The 18,743-nt window shown below is 68.7% G+C and carries 9 protein-coding genes; 8 read left to right on the forward strand and 1 reads right to left on the reverse strand.

Features of this window, described 5'->3' with window-relative positions:
- Positions 1-5 precede the first annotated feature (5 nt).
- From C8D93_RS18525 to C8D93_RS18560, 8 genes are all read left to right on the forward strand, one after another.
- Complete coding sequence (locus C8D93_RS18525; protein WP_110266724.1) at positions 6-1,145, forward strand: endonuclease/exonuclease/phosphatase family protein; 1,140 nt, start codon at positions 6-8, stop codon at positions 1,143-1,145.
- 163 nt (positions 1,146-1,308) lie between these two features.
- Positions 1,309-3,741 carry a neutral/alkaline non-lysosomal ceramidase N-terminal domain-containing protein gene (locus C8D93_RS18530; protein ID WP_170124110.1) on the forward strand — a complete coding sequence of 811 codons (2,433 nt, stop codon included), beginning with the start codon at positions 1,309-1,311 and terminating at the stop codon, positions 3,739-3,741.
- 229 nt (positions 3,742-3,970) lie between these two features.
- Positions 3,971-4,624: an alkaline phosphatase D family protein gene (locus C8D93_RS21260; protein WP_110266726.1), complete on the forward strand. Its 654-nt coding sequence runs from the start codon at positions 3,971-3,973 to the stop codon at positions 4,622-4,624.
- A complete protein-coding gene (locus C8D93_RS21265) occupies positions 4,602-5,660 on the forward strand; it encodes an alkaline phosphatase D family protein (RefSeq protein WP_170124111.1) in 1,059 nt (352 codons plus the stop codon). Before C8D93_RS21260 ends, C8D93_RS21265 begins: the two co-directional genes overlap by 23 nt.
- Positions 5,661-5,713: 53 nt before the next feature.
- Positions 5,714-7,213 carry a metallophosphoesterase gene (locus tag C8D93_RS18545; protein ID WP_245904000.1) on the forward strand — a complete coding sequence of 500 codons (1,500 nt, stop codon included), beginning with the start codon at positions 5,714-5,716 and terminating at the stop codon, positions 7,211-7,213.
- A gap of 14 nt (positions 7,214-7,227) precedes the next feature.
- A complete protein-coding gene (locus C8D93_RS18550; protein WP_146216659.1) occupies positions 7,228-10,080 on the forward strand; it encodes a CehA/McbA family metallohydrolase in 2,853 nt (950 codons plus the stop codon).
- Complete coding sequence (locus tag C8D93_RS18555) at positions 10,077-13,730, forward strand: CehA/McbA family metallohydrolase (RefSeq protein ID WP_110266729.1); 3,654 nt, start codon at positions 10,077-10,079, stop codon at positions 13,728-13,730. Before C8D93_RS18550 ends, C8D93_RS18555 begins: the two co-directional genes overlap by 4 nt.
- Positions 13,731-13,760: 30 nt before the next feature.
- Positions 13,761-15,422: an alkaline phosphatase D family protein gene (locus C8D93_RS18560; protein WP_110266730.1), complete on the forward strand. Its 1,662-nt coding sequence runs from the start codon at positions 13,761-13,763 to the stop codon at positions 15,420-15,422.
- A 23-nt stretch (positions 15,423-15,445) separates the two neighbouring features.
- Here C8D93_RS18560 and C8D93_RS18565 read toward each other — a convergent pair whose 3' ends face one another.
- On the reverse strand, positions 15,446-18,727 hold the full coding sequence (locus C8D93_RS18565; protein WP_110266731.1) for an efflux RND transporter permease subunit: 3,282 nt from the start codon (positions 18,725-18,727) through the stop codon (positions 15,446-15,448).
- Positions 18,728-18,743: the final 16 nt, after the last annotated feature.

Below are 18,743 nucleotides of genomic sequence, written 5' to 3' on the forward strand. Positions count from 1 at the left end.
AGACCATGCGCCGCTATTCCCTTCTCGCGCACACGACGGGCAGGTCGCTGCTGCTGGCAGCGTTGCTGACGCTGTCCGCCTGTGGCAACAGCAGCGATGACGGCGAAAGCGGCACCTTCCTTGCCGTGACCTACAACGTGGCCGGTCTGCCGCTGCCGGGCGTCATCACGGGCGAAGACCCCGCAGCCAACGCCCCACTGATCAGTCCATTGCTCAATACCTACGACCTGGTGCTGCTGCAGGAGGACTGGGGCGACCCCCTTGCCTTTCTGGAGGAAGCGGGCGTGGTGCCGGCCGGCACGCAGCCGGGCATTCTCGGCTTTCATCACCTCGTCGTCGCCGAGGCCGACCATCCCTACCGTTCCGAGCCGGCACCGTTTCCGCTGCTCGATCTGGGGCTGCGACGCGGGCTCGACGGAGTGCTGGGCCCGACCTTGCTGGGCGACGGCCTCAACCGCCTGTCGCGCAGCCCCTTCGGGCCGCTCGAGCGGATCATGTGGCGTCAGTGCAATGGCTCGATTCTGGTGACGCCGTTGGAGGAACTGCTCGACGTACTGCTCGACAACGTGCCTGGCCTTGATTCGCTACTCGCGCCGTTGAACCTCACCGGCGACGAAGGGCTGATCGATGACGGCTCCACCGACTGCGCCGCGCTGAAAGGCTTTTCCGTGGCGACGCACGAGATGGCACCGGGCGTTTTCGTCGATGTCTACAATCTCCACGGTGACGCCGGCGGCAACGACCGCGATATCGACGTTCGGGTGGACAACTTCGAACAACTGGCGGATTTCCTGCTCACCCACTCCGAGGGGCGGGCAGTGGTGCTCGGCGGAGATACCAACTTGTCCTTCGAAAGCGACCGTCGCCCGCGGCAACGCGACACCGATGGCAGCACCTGGGCACGCTTCCAGGCGCGCACCGGGCTGGTCGATGTTTGCGCCGTGCTGGCGTGCGGCGACCAGGACGAACTGCGTGCCCAGGGCTTCAAGAACATCGACCGCTTTGCGTACCGCAGCGGCGGCGGCGTCGAACTGCGTCCTCTCGACCATCGCTTCGAGCGCGAACGCTTTACACGCGAGGACGGCGAGCAGATGTCTGATCATGACCCGGTGGTCGTGACCTTCCAATGGCGCCGGTTACCCTAGCGACCTGGCGCAGCACGTTGACGTGGCCTGCGCCCAGGACACATCTCTCCGACGCTCAACGGTATAGTCGATACGCAACCGGACCGGCCGCGACCACGGGTACGCGCCTTGGACTCCGGTCTTCTCTTTGAAGCGTGGTTTTATGATTCGACGGGCAGACACTTTGAAGACAGTCACCAGCGTGCGTCTGGCCATGGCCGGCACGATCGTCGCCAGCCTGCTCGCCGGGTGCGGCAGCAGCAGCACACCGGACGCGGCCGTGGGCGGATCGAGCGCCCCGTTCGCGGATTCGCAACTGGCGCGCTGCATGCTCGACAGTCCACTGCGCGAGGTGGGCGCCGGCCTGGACGCCCGCAGTCAGCGTCTTGAGGTGGAGGTTGCGGCAGCGGTGGGTCGTGCCGAGGGTCCCTGTGCCGACAACACGGCGTTCCGCTTCGGTTCCGGCATCTACGACATCACCGGTCCGGTCGCGCTCAAGAGCGGCGCCGGCTGGGAGGACCCCGCGCAGGTGATGCGGGGGATCCATCAGCGGCAGTTTGCACGTGCCTTCAGTGTGGCATCGCCCTGCAACGGCAAGCGGGTGATGCTGGTGGTGGCCGACATCGGCATGGTCTGGGGCGATCTGCGCGTGGCGATTCTCGATGCCGTCGCCGCCGACCCGGTGCTGTCGCGCGATTACCGTGGCGAGAATGTGATGCTCTCGGCCACACACACGCACAATGGTCCGGCGGGCTTCTCGCATCACCATGCCAGCTACTTGTTGCACCTGGGCTTCGATCCGCTGGTGCGGCAAACGATTGTTGACGGCACGATCGAAGCGATGCGGCTGGCCCACGCCAATCTGGAAGCGCATCCGCAGAGCGCGCCCATCCGTCTGGCCAGCGGCGAGCTGCTGAACGCCAACATCAACCGCTCTCCCCCTGCCTTCGCAATGAATCCGGAGAATGAGCGCCGGCAATTCCTCGATACCGGCGGCGAGGAAGTCGACGTCAACAAGCGCATGGTTCAGCTCAACCTCGCCCGTGACGACGGCTCCGGCGTCGGTGCGATCAACTGGTTTGGTGTCCACGCCACCGTCCTTGGCCCCGAGACCGACCTGGTCAGCTCGGACAACAAGGGCTTCGCCTCACTCGGCTTCGAACGCATCATGCGGACGCGCTACGACGCGCCCGCGGGCGAGGACCGATTCGTCGCCGCCTTCGCCCAGGCCGACGAAGGAGACGCCTCCCCCAACATCTTCATTCTCGAACGGCCGCACCCGGACCCCACGCGCGGCGGTGGTGAGAATGTGTTCGAATCGCTGGCGATATCCGGCACCAAACAGCTCGCACGCGCTTTGGAACTGTGGGCCGAGGGTGGACCGTTGCGCGGGCCGGTGGACTTCCGACTGGTGCATGTGCCCATGAACCAGGTTCGCGTGGAAGATCCCGAGGTTCTGTCGCGCCTGCACCACCCACCGGAGCTCGATAGCCCCGACAAGCACACCTGCAATGCGGCACTGGGCGTGTCCTTTCCAGCCGGCGCCGAAGACGGCCCCGGTCCGCTCAGCCAGGAAGGGATCCGTTGCGACGCCGAGGGCATCCCCCTGCTCGGCGCGCTGGTCAACGACCTGCAGACGCTACTGTTGGACTTCGGCGTCCCGGTCGAAGCGGTCTCCGAACTGTTGCTCTGCAACCTCGATACGCTGCCCTTGCTGGGGCTTGGCTGTCACGCCGAGAAGCCGGTGCTGCTGCCGCTGAATCTCGGCGAGATCGTCGGCGGACTGCCCGAGGGCGTGACCCAGTTGCTGGGCCTCACCGTCAATTTCGAGTCGCCGATTCAGCCGCTGCAGATCTTCCGCATCGGCAATCTGGCGCTGGTCGGCCTGCCGTGGGAAGTGACCACCATGTCGGCACGCCGGCTGCGCGCGCTGCTGCTGGAGGAATTGGCTCCGGTAGGCATCGACACGGTGATCATCGGCAGCCTGACCAACGATTTTGTCCATTACCTGACCACGCGCGAGGAGTACGCCAGTCAGCAGTACGAGGGCGCATCGACCATCTACGGGCCATGGAGTCTAGCCGCGGTCATGCAGGAGACGCGCCGGTTGGCGCTGAGCATGGTGCAGGACACGCAGCCGGAGCCGGGCCCGGAATACCCGGACGTCGCGCCATTGCTGCTACGCGTCCCCTACATTCCGCTTGATCCGGTGGCGCCCGGTGGCTTCGGCAGCGTGGTGGAAGATGTGCCGGCCACAGCCGCGCCCGGAGAAACGGTGACCGCGATCTTTCGCGCCGGCCATCCACGTAATGATCTGCGGCTGCAGGACAGCTTCGTCTACGCTGAACGGCAGCAAGCCGACGGCACCTGGGTTGCGGTTGCACGCGACCGCGACCCGGAGTTGCTCTTCGTCTGGGCGCCACTGGTGGTGCCGCCGGTGGCACTCGACCTGCCGCTTACCGGTCCCTCGAACGCCGAGGTTCAATGGCACATTCCACGCGACATCGCGCCAGGCACCTATCGCCTGCGCCACGTCGGCCGCGCCGTGCCGGGCGGGGACTATGAAGGAATCTCCAGCCCCTTCACCGTGGTCGGCGAAGGCGCGCTCTGCCCCTGATTGCGCAGGAGCGCCTGAACCGGGCTCAGGTCATTTTCCTGTCACAGCGTCCGGATAGCCTTGGGCGCTGGTTGGCTTGGCGTCCACCGTCCTGATCTTGCGACGGCGTCGCGGCCTCGGGGCCCGAAGCTCCCGCGCGCAGGCTGCGCAGTGATCGCAGCGGGTCGGTTGCCGCGAGACCAGTGCCCCCTGCACGCCGCTCAGGCGCCCCTCGGACAGGGCTGTATTCATGAACCGTCGCACGTTCCTGCAAGGCTTGAGCCTGGTCTCCGGCAGCAGTCTGCTGCCGCTGTTGACGCACTGCGCCGACTCGCAAGCGCCCCTGGACGATGCCGGCGGTGCGGTTCGTTTCGCGCACGGCGTCGCCAGTGGCGATCCCTTGCAGGATCGCGTGATCCTGTGGACCCGGGTGACGCCGGAAATCGACGCGCCGGTGCGTGTGCGCTACCGCGTCGCCACCGACCCCGCCATGACCGACGTGCACATCGACGCGCAGGTGCTCACCGACGCCTCGCGTGACTACACGGTCAAGGTCGATCCGGCGGGCCTGGCGCCGGGCACGACCTACTATTACCAGTTCGTCTCCGGCGGCGCGCGCTCCGCGGTCGGACGCACCCGGACACTGCCGTCGGGGCCGGTCGAGCGGCTGCGCCTGGTGTCGCTCTCCTGCGCCAGATTCAATTCCGGTTTTTATAATGTCTACCGGGCAGTGGCCGGACGCGCCGACCTCGACGCGGTGCTCCATCTCGGCGACTACATCTACGAAAACGGCAGTGCCGGCGATCTCGGTCGCGCGCACGATCCGCCGCACGAGCTGTTCACGCTGGCCGACTATCGCCGGCGCTACGCGCAGTACCGCAGTGATCTGGACCTGCAGGAATGACCGCCAGCATCCCTTCATCTGCGCCTGGGACGATCACGAGAGCGCGAACGACGCGTGGAGAGAAGGCTCGGAGACCCACGACCCGGCCCTCCACGGAAGCTGGTCCGATCGCGTGAACGCAGCGACGCAGGCTTATCACGAGTGGCTCCCGATCCGCACGCCCGATGCCGCCGATCTGCGGCGCATCTGGCGTCACTTTGCCTTCGGCGATCTGGCCGAGCTGTTCATGCTGGAGACGCGCCTGTTCGGCCGCGACCCACCCGCGCGCACGCTGCTCAACCTGGGCCAGACCGAGGACACGGCGCGCACCATGCTGGGCTTCGAGCAGGAGCAATGGCTTGCCGCCCGGCTCGCCGGCAACCCGGCGCGCTGGCGCGTCTACGGCAACCAGACGATGTTTGCGCAGCTGCATGTGCTCAACACCCTGGGCCTGATTTCCGGCGGCATTCCGGGCAACCCGGATCAATGGGACGGCTACGCCGCCAACCGCAACCGCATCTTCGATCAGTGGGCGGCGAACGGCCTGCGCAACAACATCGTGCTGTCCGGCGACATTCACAGCTCATGGGCCGCCGAGCTGACCCGTTTCCCCGGCAATCCGGCCACCTACAGTCCGCTCAATGGCCGCGGTTCGGTGGGCGCCGAATTTGTCTGTTCGGCCGTGACCAGCGGTACCGCGCCGGAGCTGGATCCGATCGCCGACGTGGTCCGTCTGCTCAACACGCACATCAAATATGTGGAGCTGCGCAGCCACGGCTATGTGCTGCTCGACCTCACGCCGCAGCGGGCGCAGGGTGAGTTCTGGCTGGTCGACACCGTCGACACGCCGGTGTTCAGCGAACGCTTCGGTGCGGCGTTCGCGACGCCAGACGCCAACGACCAGGGTGGCAGTCACAACCCGCTGCGCGCAGTCGCCCAAGCCAGCGAACCGCGCGCGGATGCGCCGTTGCTGGCGCCCGACGTTGCCGGCGACCTCGCGCGCCTGCCCCGGCCCCAAGTCGACACACCTGAACGCTCACGCGCCCCAGTGCAGTAGCGCAATCGGCGCGCGCCGTCCGCGGTCCGCCCACCCCTTCTGGAAATCCCCCCGTGCTCATCCACCGCAAACCGTCTTCCCTGATCGTTCCCCCGTCGGTAGACCTGCGCCGTCGCCTGTTGCTGCGCGGCGGCGCCAGTCTGGCGAGTCTGGCCAGCCTGCCCTGGCTGCCGGGCTGTGGCGGCAATTCATCAGCCGATTTCGACCCCGCGCCCGGGCCAAATAATCTGCCGCAGGGCTGTGTGCCGCCGGCCACGGACACGGCCGCGGTGCCGCGCGGCCTGCACGCCAGCTTTACCGGCGACCCGGTGAGCACGCGCACACTCACCTGGTTCACCGACGGACTCGAAGACCCCGGCACCTTCGTCGAGTACGGGCCGGTGTGGCCAGGCATGAGTGGCGAGCAGATGGCCTGCGAGCCGTTTCCGGCGCGCGCCGCCGGTCAGGTGCAGCAGACGCACGGCGTGCAGGCCCTGACCCACGCGGCGACGATGGTGGCGCTGCAACCCGACCTGCCGGTGCGCTACCGGGTCGGTGCGCCCGGTGCCTGGTCCGACGTGCGCGTGCTGCCGGCCGCGCCGCAGGGGGCGTTCCGGTTCTGTCACTTCGGCGATCACGGCCGCAACGACGCCAGCCTGGCGGTACTCGACGGCGTGCGCGCCCTGCAACCGGACTTCTTCATCATCGCCGGCGACCTGTCCTACGCCAACGGCGATCATCCGACCTGGGACGACTGGTTCAACCGCCTCGATCCCTATGCCTCGCGCATTCCCATGCTCACCGCGCCGGGCAACCACGAGGCGGAAGACAACGGCGGCGGCGCCTACAAGAACCGCATCAGCCAGCCGGGGCTCGGCTATCGCTACACCTTCGACTATGGTCGGGTCTGTTTCCTGTTCAGTACCGGCGGCAGCCTGGTGGGTGGCAATCTGGCCCAGGACGCCGACCTGGTCGCCGAACTCGCGTGGGCGGAGGTGGAACTCTCCCGCGCCGCCGCGCGCCGCGCGCGTGGCGAGATCGACTTCATCGTGCTGGTCCAGCACTTCACCATCTGGACCGACCAGAGCGGGCGCGAACCGGCCAATCTGTCGCTGGTGCTGCTCGAAGAGGGCAAGCTGCTGCGCTACGGCGTCGACCTGGCCGTGGTCGGACACGACCACATCTATCAGCGCTCGGTACCGATGGGCCGCGGCCGGCCACGCGAGGACGGCTATATCCAGATCACGGGCGGTGCCGGTGGGCAGAGCCTGCGCGGCTTTGCGCCGATCAGCCATTGGTCGGCCACCGACGCGATCCGCTACTGCTTCACCGAGTACATCGTGGACGGCCCGAAGCTGACCGCGATCACCTGGGCCGTGGACCGGGCCGACAACAGCCTGGCCGGCGGCGAACTGACCGAGATCGACCGCTTCGAGATTCAGGCCCGCGACTCCGCGGCGCGCCGCCTGTTCGCGCAATCTCCGGAACCCGCCATCGGCGGCGAGGACGCCGAAAAGCTGCTCGCCAACACGCGCCGGCGCAATGCCCTGCACCACCGCAGCGAACCCCTTTGAAAGGTTCTGTCAGCGTGCCGCCCACCCCTGAGCAGGCCGGCAAGGCAAGCGCTGCCGCGACGAGCGTGTTGCTGTGCGCCGCGCTACTGGCCGGCTGCGACGGCTCCGGTGAGGGTTCGCGCGGCTCCGCTCCCACGCCCGCCGACCCGCTGAGCCTGCAACTGACGGTCGAGGGCGATGGGCAGGTCTCGTCCTCGCCCCGCACCCGCGACTGCTTCGGCGCCTGCACGCTGGACTTCGCCGCCGGCACGCGGCCCACGCTGCTGGCCGTGCCCGCACGCGGCGGGCGCTTCGCCGGCTGGGGCGGCGCCTGCGCCGACGAGACGACATCCGTCTGCACCCCGGCGGGCTCCGGCAGCCTGCGGGTGACGGCGCGCTTCGAGCCGGTACCCGCGGAAGCCGCGGACTGGTACGAGGGCGATCTGCACACCCACTCCGATCATTCGTCCGACGGCAGCCTGCCGCGCCAGACCTTCGACGACCGCGCACCGGGCAACATGCCGATCACCGACATCCTGCGCCTGGCCGGCAATCTGGGCGCGGATTTCCTGCCGATCACCGACCATCGCACCTACGACCAGCACTACGACCCGCAGTGGACCTCGGACACCGTGCTGCTGATTCCGGGCGAGGAGGCCAATGGCCGCCCGCACGCCACCGTGCACGGCGCGGTCGACATGATCGACCAGAACGCCGCGCTCGAAGGCGCGCCCGGCAGCCGCGTGGTGCAGGAATCGATCTGGCTCGCGCACAGCCAGGGCGCGGTCTGGGTCAGCGCGCACCCGGATCGCGACTCGGTGGATAGCGACGGCGATCCCCTCTCGCGTGCCGATGCGGTGGGCGTGGATCTGGTCGAAATCTGGAACCGCGCCGAAAACCCGGAAGCCGAGATCGACTACGCCGAAAACCGCTGGAATGCCGGCTGGCGCTTCGGCGTCGCCGGGGCCAGCGACAACCATTTCAAGGAACTCTGGGCGCTCGGCGGAACGCCGCTGCGGCCGGCCACGGCGACGCTGGCGCCAGTGCTGAACGAACGCGCGGTGCTCGACAGCCTGCGCAGCGGCAGCACCATCGTGTACTCGAACGGCCCCACCACGCCCCGCGTGAAACTGGAGGCGGACTTTGATGGCGACGGCGTCTTCGAAGCCGTGGCCGGCCAGGAGCGCCTGGTTCCCGGCGGCACGGCCGGTCGCCTGCGCGCCCGGGTCGAAGGCGGGCTCGGCAGCCGGCTGCTGATCTTTGCTGCGCCCGGGCGCAGCGCCGGGCCGATCGCCAGTATCGCCCTGGCCGGCGCGCCCGGCGGCGACGAGCACGAGATCGAGGTCGTGACCCCCGAAGACCCCGGCTGGTACCGCGCCGAGCTGCGCAGCATCGGGCTCGCCGAGCCGGCCAGCCTGCTCACGGGCGTGCTGCTGGGGCCATACAACCTGGAAAACCTGTTCCAGGAACTGCTCGCGCAACTGCGCGCGGCGACCTCGCCGATCTTTGTCTCGGCCGCGCCGGTGGCGCCGGTTGGCGACTTCCTGCCGCCGGCGGACGCGGGCCAGGACGACGGCGCCGAGTACGCGCTCGGCGCCCCCGGCGAGTTCGCTGGCTTCCCTGACGCCGCCGTCGATGCCGGCGTGCTGCACGTGGTTGGTGAAGTGCACGACGCGCAGGCCACGCGCGTGCAGTACCTGGCCCGCAGTGCCGACGGCCGCTGGTTACCGCCGCTGACGCTGAGTGACTCGAACAGCGCCCGTTTCCCGAAGGTCGCCGCGCGCGATGGGCGCATCGTCGTCGCCTGGCAGGACGAGCGCGCCGGACAGATCCCGCGGCGACCGGCGGTCTGGCTGCGGGTGAGCGATGACGGCGGCCTCAGCTTTGGTCCCGAAATAGCCGTGCGTGGCACCGAGGGCCGCGCGATGCACCCGGAGCTCGCGCTCGCCGCCGACGGCGCCGCGCATCTGGTCTGGCAGGAAATCACCGCCGGCGCGCCCTTCGACGTCTGGTACACGACCCTGGATGCCGACGGGGTCGTCGCCGAAGCGGTGAACCTGAGCCGCGCGGGCAAGGACATCGACCCCGGCTCGCCGCTCGATGCGCGCAGCGCGCGTTACCCGGCCTCGGTGTGGCCAGCGATCGCGCTCGACGCTGCCGGCCCGGTCGTCGCCTGGCAGGACAATCGCTTCGACCTCGACCCCCTGTGGACCGGCGGTGCCGGCTACGGCGAGGGCACCAGCCCCGACGACTGGCAGATCGCCGTGCTGCGGCCCGGTCTCGATGCAGCACCGGTGTTTCTGGGCGATAGCGATGCTGCCGACCGCCACCCCGATGTCATCATCGACGGCGCCGGCCGCACCCACGTGGTGTGGGACAGCAAGGCCCTGCTCGCCGCAGGTGCCAATCTGCGCATCCTCGCCGCCGTGCGCGCGCCGACCGCGGCAGACTTCAGCTCTGCCCAGGCCGTTGCCGAAACACCCGCCGCCTCCGCGCGCCGCCCGCGCCTCGGGCTCGATGGCCAGGGCAGCGCCCGCCTGAACTGGTTCGACAGCCGCAGCGCGGACTGGCGCTGGCGCGTGATGCACGCGGCATACGATGGCGCGCAATGGGGCGCCGGAAGCCTGCTCGACGGCCCCGGCGTCAACACCTGGCCGGTGCCGGCCGGCCCCTTCACCGTCTTTGCCAGCACCCGGCACGCACAGCGCCTGCAACGCGACCGGACCCAGCAGGTTTTCGCCATTGCCGGGGCATCGCCGGTGGCGCGTGCCGCCACGCCGCTCACCCGGCGCCTGGCGCCGATGCCGCCCGAACACGCCGACCCCGACGACTGCGCGCACCCCATCCCAGGCCCGATCCCCGCGACATCCGGAGTGCACACCCGATGATCCCGACCCGAACCGCCACCGGCGGCACGCGCCGCGCCGTGTGGCAGGCGCTGACGATCCTGCTGGGCATCTGGGCGGCGCCGGCCTATAGCGCCGAGGCCCTGCCGCACCACGGCTGGATCCTCACCCAGAACGACACCGACTATAACCGCGCGGTGATTGCGCGGATGCGCGAGTACGCCGTGACCCACGCGCAGCTCTCACACCGCATCGTCACCCGCGTGGACCAGTTCGACGACCCCGAGGTCGTGGCCCGGGTGCGCCTGCTCGCCGACGACATCCACGCCCAGGGCGCCAAGGTGCTGGTCTGGGCCCAGGAGCTGGGCGAGGATCGTCTGAGCTTCTGCTTCGATCCCGACGGCGCCGACATGCGCGCACGCATGCAGCGCTACCGGGACGCGCTGACGCAGATTCCCGCCATCGACGGCGTGGTGATCAGCTTCGGCAGCGCGCCTTCGGAACTGAGCACTGTCGTGCCCAGCTGCCAGCCGGCGCAGTACGCCCGGATCGCCGAGCGCTACAAGGCGATGATCGAAGCGGTGTCGCGCGTGGTGAGCGACGAATTCGGCAAGGACGTCTACGTCCGCACCTTTTACCACAAGGGTCTGGAGATTCCCTTCCTGCGCGCGGCGCTGGCGGAGACGCAGCGGCCGATCACGGTGATGACCAAATCCGAGCCCAACGACTTCGCGCCCTACTACCCCCTGAATCCGCTGGTCGCCGATGTCGGCGCGCATCCGCAGTTCCTGGAGCTGGACTGCGCCGGCGAGTACTGGGGCCGCAGCACCATTCCCTTCGTGGCCGCCGAGTACTTCGCCCAGCGCTACCGCGAGACCCGCGAGCAATTCGCCGCCGGCTCCGAGGGCCGGTTCATCGGCAGCGCCTGCCGCGTCGACCGCTACGAACACCCCGCCCTGGGCACGCTCAACGAGGCCAACATCGACGCACAAGCGCGGCTCGTGCAGAACCCGGACACGGACTGGCGCGAGATACTCGCCCGCTTCGTCAGCACCCGCTTCGGCCTGGCGCCGGGCAGCGCGGCCACGACCGAGCTGGTCGAGATCCTGCGGCGCACCTACTGGATCGGACGCAAGATGTACTACGCCAAGGGCGACTGGGCCTTCAAGAAGGGCAGCACGCTGCCCGACAGCGGCACCGACGCCCTGACCCTGCTGCTCGACAAAAACATCGCGCAGTGGAACGCCGACTACCGGTCGGTGACCCAGCAGTTGCTCACCCCCAACCGGCAGACCCTGCTCGAACTGCTGCAGGAAAAGCGCGAGGCCGTCGATCTGGCGGAGCGCAACCTGCAGGCGCTTGCCGGCCTGCGTGAGAACCTCGACGCAGCCGCCTACGCGCAGCTCGAAACCCTGCTGCTCAAGCAGCGGCTGGCCACCGAAATCTGGTTGCACATGACCGGCGCGATCTTCGGGCTGCGCCACAACAGCAGCCATCTCGAATCGGCCGCCCGGCCCTGGGTGCCCTGGCACCTGGGCGAACTGGAACGCCTGGCCGCAGCACTGGAGAACGGGGATTATCCGCAGATCAGCGATCCCTACCCGTTCCCGCCCGGCGACATCCGCCGGCTGATCGCCAACACCCGCGATCCGCTGCTGCAGTTCGGGCCGGGCAGCCCGCCGCAGTGGCTCGCCATAGACGGCATCGACATCGTCGAGACCGGCCCCGACAGCGTCACCGTGGGCTGGCAGGCGCGCGCCGGCCTGCGCTACCAAGTCGAGCTGACGCAGACGCTGCCGCACTATCCGCAAACCTACGCCCCCGACTCCGCCATCACCGCCGACGGCCCGGTCAGCTTGCGGATCGCCGATCTGCAGCCGGGCACGCCCTACGCCGTGCGCGTCCGCGCCGAAGCCGACGGCCAGAGCATGGTCTCCGGCGACTACCCCTTCTGGACGCGCCAGACCGCCACAGCCGGCGGCGATGCCCCGTCGACCCGCTCCGGCGGCGGCGCGATGCCCGCGGCGGCGCTGCCACTGATGCTGCTGCTGGCCCTGTGGCGCCGGTACGCAGGCCGGCGAGTGGTTGGCGGCCGGCTGCTGTTGTCGGCGGGCCTGGCCGCGGGCCTGAGCGCCTGCGGTGGTTCGGAGGGCGCTGCCGCCGATGGCGGCCCGCCGCCCGAGCCCACGGTGCTGCGACTCGAAGGCAGCGTCGGCAGTGCCGGCGATACCCTTTACCTGCCCTTCGAGCTGCCCGCCGGCGTGCAGCGGCTCGATGCGACGCTCAGCGAGGACAGCCCCGGCAACCTCGGCCTGGGCGTGTTCGACGCACGCGGCGCCGACTTCGGCAGCCCCGGCTTTCGCGGCATCAGCGGTGCCGAGCGACGCGAGGTGTTCATCGCCGACGACGCCGCCACCCCCGGCTTCATCGCCGGCCCCCTGGCGCCGGGGCCATGGACGCTCGCCATCCCCAATTTTCTTGCCACCGGCAAGGCCCGGGTCGAAGTCAAGCTCAGCTTTGGCAGCAGCGCGGCCGGCGCCGCGCTGCTGCCGGCACAGGAACTCGCGCGCAATACCCCCGGCTGGTACTTCGGCGACCTGCATGTGCACACCGTGCACTCCTCCGACGCCTTCAGCTCCGGCGCCGCGCTCGAGCCGGCGCAGATGGCTGAGCGCGCGCAGGCGCACGGGCTCGACTTCCTGTCGCTGACCGACCACAACGTCACCACGCAGAACGACCGCCTGTCCGCTGCGGCACCGCCAGGCTTTCTGCTGCTGGGCGGCGAGGAAGTCACCACCTGGATGTCTGGACCGGGCCACTTGACCGTTACCGGCCTGCAGTCCGGCGACTGGGTCGACTGGCGCTTCCGCCCGAGCCTGGGCGTCTTTGCCGATACCGCGGCCTGGAGCGCCTACGACCGCCCCGTGCAGGTCGTGCTCGAACAGGCCCGGGCGCTGGGCCTCTACAGCGCCGTGGCGCACCCGATGATCTGGCCGGGCTTCGGCTCCAACTGGGGATTTTTTGCCGATGCCGAGACCGACCCGGCAGCGCTGCCGGACGGCTTCGAAGTCTGGAACGGCAGCGCCGACTTCGCGCTCACCTGGGGACCGGCGGCGCTGCGACGCTGGGACGAGGAACTGGCGCGCGGACGTCACGTCTGCGGAAACGGCGGCTCGGACGTGCACGGTGTCGGCGGCGAGGTCGAGGTCGGTCGACCGGCGACGGTGGTCTACGCGCCCGCGCTGTCGCGCGCGGCGATCACCGCCGCCCTGCGCGGCTGCCGCGGCTACATGACCGCGGACCCGGACGGGCCGGCGCTGATGCTCAGCGGCGCCGGCCCCGACGGCCAGCAGCAACTGGTCGGCGGCACACTCTACGGCAGCCCCGGCGACAGCGTCACGCTCAGCGCCCGCGTCACCGGCGGCGAAGGCGCCGTGCTGATCTGGATCCACAACGGTCGCAGCGCCGGACGGGTCACGCTGGGGGCGGCCGATCAGACCGTCTCCCAGGATTTCGGCATCGGCGAGGGCGGCGCGGTCCGTGCCGAGCTACGCGCCAGTGCGCTGGCCGGCGAGCCGCTCGCCCTGAGCAATCCGATCTTTCTCAGACTCGGCGCCGCTTCGTCCGGCGGCGATGAATCGGCGCTGATCGGGCAGGCCGCCGCGCTGCTGCCGGGCGCCAGCCCGCAGTGAATCGTCCCATCCCCATCGGGTGACACTTTGATGAAGCTCCAGACCGTACAGGCTCGCCCCGTCCCGCCCCTCAGCCGGCGCCGGGTGCTGCAGGCGCTCGCCTCCGGCGTCGCGCTGACGTTGCTGCCCGGTTGTGGCGACGACGCCCATTCGGATGGCTCGTCCGGCACCGCAACCGAACCCTCGACCGGCGGGCGTTTCTTGCACGGCGTGGCCAGCGGCGATCCGCTGGCCGACGCGGTCATCCTGTGGACCCGGGTCACGCCGGACAACGCCACCGCCGAAAGTGCCGACTGCCACTGGAGCCTGTACACGGACGCGGCACTGCGTGATCGGGTTGCCGAGGGCGCGATGCCCGCGCTGGCGGCACACGACTGGTGCGTGAAGCTCGACGTCGGTGGCCTGGCGCCGGATCGCCACTACTGGTATCGCTTTCGCAGCGGCGCGCACGTCTCTCCCGTGGGCCGGACCCGCACCGCGCCGCAGGGCGAGATCGATGCGCTGCGTCTGGCCTTCGTCACCTGCGGCGATTACTCACGTGGCTTTTTCCACGCCTACCGTCGCGTAGCCGAGCGCGAGGATCTGGCGGTCGTCGTGCATCTGGGCGACTACCTCTACGAAAGCGGCCGCAATGACGTCCGCGCACACGATCCGCCGCACGAGCTGCTGAGTCTGGACGACTACCGTCGGCGCTATGCGCAATACCGCAGCGACGCGGACCTGCAATCCCTGCACGCAGCACACCCGATGATCTGGATCTGGGACGACCACGAGATCGTCAACGACGCCTGGAAGGACGGCGCCGACAACCACGACCCGCAGACCGAGGGCGACTACCTGCTGCGGCGCGCGACCGCCGCCCAGGTCGCGCACGAATGGCTGCCGATCCGCTCCCCTTCGGCAGACGAGCCGACCCGCATCTACCGACGTTTCGCCTTCGGCGATCTGGTCGAGCTCATCGCGATCGACGCGCGGCACGTCGGTCGCGACGCTCCGGTGCCTGCCAACTCGCTCTTCGGCGCAGAACTCCCCGTGCACCGGCACAGCGGCGCAATCACCGACCCGGCGCGGCAGATCCTCGGCGTCGAGCAGGAAGCCTGGCTGCTGGATGCACTGGCCACCACGCCGGCGCGCTGGCGCCTGATCGCCAACCAGGTCATCTTCTCGCCGCTGGTCGTACTCGGCGCCCCGCGCGCCCTGGGTACCAGCCTGTATCTGAGCGCGGACAAATGGGACGGCTTTCCCGCCGCGCGCGACCGCGTGCTGGCCGGTATCCGGGCCACGCGCAATGTCGTCATCTTCACCGGAGACGCGCACGAGTCCTACGCCTTCGACGTCACCGACGATCCGAACAACCCCGCCTCCTATGGACGCTTCAGTGGCGAAGGTGCGGCCGCGGCCGAGTTCGTCGCGCCCTCGATCACCTCACGCGGCGATGCCGAACCGCTCGCCAGCCTCAGTGGCGTGCTCGACGCGGTGGCCGCTGGCGCCGAACAGCTGCTGGGTGTGACCAATCCCCACCTCAAGTTCTTCGAAAACACCCGCAACGGCTACGTCTACGCCGAGGTGGACGCGAATCGGCTCGTTGCCGAATTCTGGCATGTGCCCCGGGTTCGCGAGCCCACAGCCGACCAGACCCTGGCCGCACGCTTCGAGGTACAGGACGGGCGTCCCGGCGTCGTGCGGCTATAAAACACCCGGACGCGGCCCCGTCATCACGTCCGGCCGGATGCATCGGGGGGTTCCCGGACCCATTCGGGGAAGTGGCGCGCCACTCGCTCGTAGAGCGGCGGCAGTGCCAGCAGGGTCAACCCGGTGGACGTCAGCGTCCCGAAGATCATCGAGGTCGCCAAGCCTGCGAACAGCGGGTCCCGGTACAGCACCAGCGTGGCGAGGATCAGGGCAGAGGACGTCAGCAGGATCGGGCGCAGGCGCACCGCACCCGCCAGTTTCACCGCTTCGCGCAGTGGATGTCCCTGCCGCTGGTAGTCGTGGATGAAGTCGATGATCAGCAGCGAGTTGCGGACGACGACGCCGGCCAGCGCAACGACACCGATCAGTGACGCCATGCTGAAATTGATGTCGACCAGCCAGTGTCCGGGAAAAACGCCGATGATGCCGAGTGGAATGGCGATCATGCCGAGCACGGGCAGCAGGAAGGAGCGGTAAGCCGCCACCAGCAACAGGTAGATCATCAGCACGACCACGCCAAAGATCAGGGACATTTCCCGGAACGAGTCGAACGTTACGCGCAGCTCGCCGTCCCACAGCAGTTGGTAGCCGTCGAGGCTGTTGGGGGCTTGCTCCACCAGCGAGAGATTGCCGGTGCGCAGGGGCTGTCCCGCCACCGGCGCCGCGGCCAGCTTCTGGTTCATGGCCAGGATCGCATAGATCGGTGCGGTGTTGGGAGTTACGTTGCCGCCGACGATACTGATCCGCTCGTTGTCCCTGCGCTGGACCGCGGCCTCGGAGGGCCGCGTCACCACGTCAGCGAGTTCGGAAACCGGAATCGCTTGTCCCCGCGCATTGCGCACCAGAATCCGGTCGAGCAGCTCCGGGGCGATTTCGGAGTGGCGCGGCACCCGGATGCGGACGGGCACTGGGTTCTTCTCGCCCTCGACATGCGTCTGCGCGATCACCAGGCCGTCCATCAGCGCGCGAAGGGTCTGCTCGATGTCGGCGGTGGAGACGCCGGACAGCATGGCCTTGTCCTTGTCCACGACGACGTCGACCTGCATCCTCTGCGTGGCCTCGATGTCGAAAACATCGACGGCGCCGTAGGTAGTCCGGAAGAGTGCCTTGACCTCAGCCGATATCCCGCGGAGCACCTCCGGGTCGGGGCCATGGATGTGGGCGAGGATGACGGCCGCCGAAGGCGGTCCCGCAGGCGCCTCGATGAAGCGAACGTCCAGATCCGGGTAGCGTGACTGAATGGGGCGGACGGCACCGCGCAGCTCGTCGATGACCGCACCCGACTGCGTCCGGCGCTCGGATTTGTCGATGAGGTTCACCCGAAGCTCGGCAACATTCGGACCCTGCCGCGAGGCACCGCCACTGATTTGACCGGCAAAGTCCACCACGCCGGGGATGCCGACGTAGCTGAGGTAGTGATCCACCATCGGCTGCGCCGAGACCAGCTCGCCGACCTCGCGTGCCACCCGATCCGTGGTTTCGATCGGCGTGCCTTCCGCCAGGTCGAGCCAGATCGTGAAAGTGTTGCGGTTCTCGCGCGGCATGATGGAAAGACCCACACCCCCGAACGAGAGGGGGCCCTCCACACCGGAAGGGCGAATGAACTGCCAGGCCATCATCATCGACGATGCCAGCAGCAGAAGGAGGATGCCGGCGAACAGGGCGTTGGCGCGGCGGGGATGCTCGACGAGCGCCGTGACGGCCATGGAATAGCGACGCTCCAGCAAGCCGGGTGGCTGATCGATGCGGTGGCCGGCGGGTGCCGGCAGCCAGTGATGGCAGGCCCAGGGCACCACGACATACGCCACCAGCAAGGAGGCGGCGATGGCGACCGCAACATTGAACGATATGGGGAAGAAGAACGCCCCGTTCATTCCGGTCAGGAGGCTGAGCGAAAGAAATACCAGCACGATGGTGATGGTGGCCAGTGTCGTCGGCGTGCCGATCTCGTGTGTCGCCAGCACGGCGGTCCAGCGGCGGTCGGTCGTGCCCTGCTCGTAGTGACGGTGGATGTTTTCCATCACCACGATCGCGTCGTCCACCAGCATGCCCAGTGCCAGGATCAGGCCGAACATGGACATGCGGTTGATCGTGACTCCGGCGAGCAGATCGACGGCGAGCGTCAGCCCGATCACCAGCGGGATCACCAGGGCCACGATCATGGCCTGACGGCCGCCCAGCGCGGGCACCAGCAACAGCGTCACCACGGTGATGGCGATTGCGAGGTCAAAGATCAGGTGGTTGACCACGCGGTTGGCGTTGCGGCCATCATCGCGTGTGGTCACGACATGCACATCGGCGGGGACGATCTGTGCGCGTATCTTCTCCACCATCGTCAGCACGTCGCGGCTGACTTCCACCGCGTTGGTTCCGGGCTTCTTTGCCACCGAGATCGTCACCGCCGCCATCTCGCCCTGGGAGTCTTCCGCGGCAAACAGCGGATTGCCGGAACCGAAGGCCAGCCGGGTGACGTGATCCCGCTCGGGCGCAGGACCGTCGACGACCTCGGCCAGGTCTTCCAGATGAATCAGCCGACCGCCACGCTCGGCCAGCGGGAGCCGGCGCAAACCCTCGGCCGAGCTGAGGCGGCCGTCCAGGTAAACAAGTCGTTCGCTCCCGTTGCGGGTCGAATGCCCGGCCAGCGCATCCACGTTGTTGCCGGTGATGGCCGCAATGCCTTCGTTCAGGGTCAGGCCGTGTGCCTGCAAGCGCGCCGGGTCCAGATTGACGCGCAGTTCGCGCAGCCGCCCGCCGTGAATCTGGGTGACCGATACTTCCTTGATGTTGTTGAGCCGCTCGGCGATGCGCTCTGCCAGACGGCGCAGTGCGTAGTCGTCATAGCGCTGCGAGGCCAGGGTGAGGGTCACGATGGGGGCGTCGTCGACCCGAATTTGCTCGATGCGCGGGTCGAGCGTGGCCCTCGGCAACCGGTCACGATGCACCGCTACGCGTTGCTTCACCCGCTCCAGCACCCGGTCCTCGTCCTGTCCGACGTGGAACTCGACCATCACCCGGCCGATTCCGTGCGCGGCTGCAGCGGAACTGTGCTTGACGCCATCGATCTCGCGCAGCGCCGCCTCCATGGGGACCACGACCAGGCGGTCCACCTCTTCCGGTGTGGCGCCCGGCAGCAACCAGGTCACCTGCACGGCCGGCACGATGATTTGCGGATTCTCCTCCCGCGGCGTCACCAGTGACGAGAAGATCGCGAGCAGGAACCCCGCCACCACGAACAATGGCGTGAGCTTGGACTCGATGAAGGACTGCGCCAGTCGACCGGCGGAGTTAAGTCGGACGGGATGCATCGGCGGGTTGGATCTG

It is taken from the genome of Sinimarinibacterium flocculans (assembly GCF_003201205.1).
In the GTDB taxonomy this organism is placed as follows: domain Bacteria; phylum Pseudomonadota; class Gammaproteobacteria; order Nevskiales; family Nevskiaceae; genus Solimonas; species Solimonas flocculans.

Excerpts from the sequence above, each read along its gene's own strand:
- C8D93_RS18565 (WP_110266731.1), bottom strand. The coding sequence starts at position 18,727 with ATGCATCCCGTCCGACTTAACTCCGCCGGTCGACTGGCGCAGTCCTTC.
- C8D93_RS18555 (WP_110266729.1), top strand. The coding sequence starts at position 10,077 with ATGATCCCGACCCGAACCGCCACCGGCGGCACGCGCCGCGCCGTGTGG.
- C8D93_RS18560 (WP_110266730.1), top strand. The coding sequence starts at position 13,761 with ATGAAGCTCCAGACCGTACAGGCTCGCCCCGTCCCGCCCCTCAGCCGG.
- C8D93_RS21260 (WP_110266726.1), top strand. The coding sequence starts at position 3,971 with ATGAACCGTCGCACGTTCCTGCAAGGCTTGAGCCTGGTCTCCGGCAGC.
- C8D93_RS18525 (WP_110266724.1), top strand. The coding sequence starts at position 6 with ATGCGCCGCTATTCCCTTCTCGCGCACACGACGGGCAGGTCGCTGCTG.